We start from the raw sequence: 2,667 nt of genomic DNA, 5'->3' as shown, positions 1-2,667 counted from the left end.
CGGCCGCGCGTACGGGACCCCGTGCCAGCCCTCGGAGACCTGCGGACCCGAGGCCCCCAGCCCGAGCACCACGCGCCCGCCCGAGAGGTGGTCCAGCGTCATCGCGGCCATCGCGGTCGTCGTCGGGGTCCGGGCGGGGAGCTGCGCGACGGCCGCGCCCAGGCGCATGCGCGAGGTCAGCGCGGCGCAGAACGCCATCGGCGTGAACACGTCGGAGCCATAGGCCTCGGCGAACCACAGCGACGCGAAGCCCGCGGCGTCGAGGGCCTGCACGCGCTCGGCGAGGTCGGCGGGCGGCGTCCCGATGAAGTGCCCGGCGTTGACGCCGATCCTCACGCCCGCACCGCGTAGAGCTCGGCGTGGGCCGCCCGCAGCTTGTACTTGAGCACCTTGCCGCCGACGGTCTCGGGGAGCTCGTCGGCGAACACGACCGCCTTGGGCGTCTCGTAGCCGCCGAGCCGTGCGCGGCAGTGCGCGATCAGGTCCTCGGCGGACAGTTCGGCGCCGGGTGCCGCGACGACGACGGCCGTCACCGCCTCGCCCCAGCGGTCGTGGGGCAGCCCGATGACGGCGGCCCGCGCGACGCCGGGGTGCTCGTAGAGCGCGGCCTCGACCCGCAGGCTGGACACGTTCTCGCCGCCGGTCTTGACGATGTCCTTGATGCGGTCGACGACGACGCGCAGGCCGTCCGCGTCGAAGGCGGCGCTGTCCCCGGAGTGGAACCAGCCGGTGCGGAACGCCTCGCGGGTCGCGGCCTCGTCCTTGTAGTAGCCGGCGGTGACCGTCGGGGTCCGGTACACGACCTCGCCCGGGACGCCGGGGCGGTCGCGCAGCGAGACGCCGTCGTCGTCGAACACGTCCGAGGCGAGCAGCGGGCTGGGCAGCCCGACGTAGTTCACGACGGGGGCGGTGGCCTCGTAGGTCTCGGGCCAGCGGCGCGGCCAGAAGCGGTGGCACGTGATCGCCTCGGTCTGGCCGAAGATGCCGAGGACGACGATCGAGCCGGCCTGCTCGAGCAGCCGCGCGTACGTCGGCGGCGGCAGCGCACCCCAGCCGTAGACGAGGACGTCGAGGCAGGACACGTCGAGGCCCTGGGCGTCGAACTCCTTGGTCAGGGCGGTCACGAACTGCGGCGACCCGGCCCACAGCGCGGTGATCCGCTCCTCGGCGACCATCAGGGCCACGTCGGCGGGCACGGGCCGCCGGCCGACCACGAGCGTGCCGCCCGAGACGAACGCGCCGAGGGCGAAGATCAGCTCGCCGACGTGGTAGATCATCGGCAGGAACGTCCCCATGCGCAGGTCGTTCTCCAGGCCGGTGCCCCGGGTCAGCGAGAGCGCGAAGCTCATCGCGGCGACGTGGCTGGCCGAGTGGGAGATCATCACGCCCTTGGGCATGGCGGTCGTCCCGGACGTGAACAGCATTTCCCAGATGTCGTCGCCGTGGATCTCGACGACGGGCTCGTCGTCGGCCTGGGCGTCGACGAACGCGCCGAACCCGACGCTGCCGGGGACCGGGTCGCCGCCGATCGCGATGGTCACGGCGGGATCGAGTCCGGTGCGGGCGAAGGCTTCCTGCGCCTTCGGCCAGCACTCGGCGTCGACGATCGCGAACGTGGGCTCGGCGTGGCGGACGAGGTGCTCGACGACGTCGGGCGCGAGGTTCGGGTTGAGCGGCATCGCCACCAGGCCCGCCTTCGCGATCCCGATCTTCGCGACGTAGGCCTCGACGGAGTTCTCGCAGAACAGGAGCACGCGGGCGGCCGGTTCGAGGCCGCGGGCGAGCAGGCCGTGGGCGACCTGGTTGGCGATCCGGTCGGCCTCGCGGTAGGTCACCTGCCGGAAGCGTTCCTCGGCGTAGGCGCCCGGGCGGCCGACGATCGCGGGCTGGTCGGGGTAGCTCCAGGTCATCCGCTCGAAGACGTCGCCGACGGAGGTGCGCTCCCACCGGTGGACCGCGCGGCGCCCGCGCAGGCTCGTCACGTCGAAGGTGGTGCTCGCGAGATCCACGCGTGCCTCCCTGCCCGCTGCGGTGTGACCCGCAGCATTCCCAGGCGGGGTCGGGTGGCGCAAGGGCCGGTCACCGACGGTTCACTCGGCGGTCGCGCGCTCCGGGAGGCCGAGGCAGCGGCGGCCCATCTCCTCGAGCAGCTCGGCGAGCCGATCGGCGGGCAGACCGCTGTGGTGGAAGAGCACGGCCTGGGTGGTGCCGAGCGCGGCGTGCACGACCACGCGCAGCTCGGCGTCGGAGAGCTCGCGGCGCAGCGGGGCGAGCGCGATCACCCACTCCTCGATGTAGTGCCGCTGCGCCCGACGTAGGCCGCGCAGGGCTTCCTCGGGCAGGTGGTGCGCCTCGCGGTAGTAGACCTGCAGCAGTCGGCGGTCCTCGATCGCGAACCGGACGTGGGTCGTGACCAGGCGTTCGAGGGCGTCGCGGTCGTCGTGGGCCTGCGCGACGACGGCGGCGGCCGCCCGCTCCATCTCGTCCATGAGCTGCTCGAGCAGGGCGGAGAGGAGCGCGGCCTTCGAGTCGAAGTGGCGGTAGATCCCGGAGCCGACGATGCCGGCCGCGGCGCCGATGTCGGCCATCGCGACGGCGTGGTAGCCGTGGCGGGCGACGAGCTCGGCGGCGGCGGCGAGGATGCGGTCCTTGCGGGCGGGGTCGCGC

The 2,667-nt window shown here is 73.6% G+C and carries 3 protein-coding genes; all 3 read right to left on the bottom strand.

Annotated features, from left to right (window positions below; genetic code table 11):
• Positions 1–306 (bottom strand): LLM class flavin-dependent oxidoreductase (locus AC0CYZ_RS29910; RefSeq protein WP_472221748.1); only part of this gene is annotated, 306 nt, incomplete at its 3' end.
• A gap of 26 nt (positions 307–332) precedes the next feature.
• Positions 333–2,009 carry a class I adenylate-forming enzyme family protein gene (locus AC0CYZ_RS29905; protein ID WP_472221747.1) on the bottom strand — a complete coding sequence of 559 codons (1,677 nt, stop codon included), beginning with the start codon at positions 2,007–2,009 and terminating at the stop codon, positions 333–335.
• A gap of 81 nt (positions 2,010–2,090) precedes the next feature.
• Positions 2,091–2,667 (bottom strand): TetR/AcrR family transcriptional regulator (locus AC0CYZ_RS29900; protein WP_472221746.1); only part of this gene is annotated, 577 nt, incomplete at its 5' end.

The sequence above is a fragment of the Actinomycetospora sp. genome (assembly GCF_055612215.1).
Note: the sequence above shows the minus strand (reverse complement) of the source record. Positions and strands in the feature narration are given on the sequence as shown.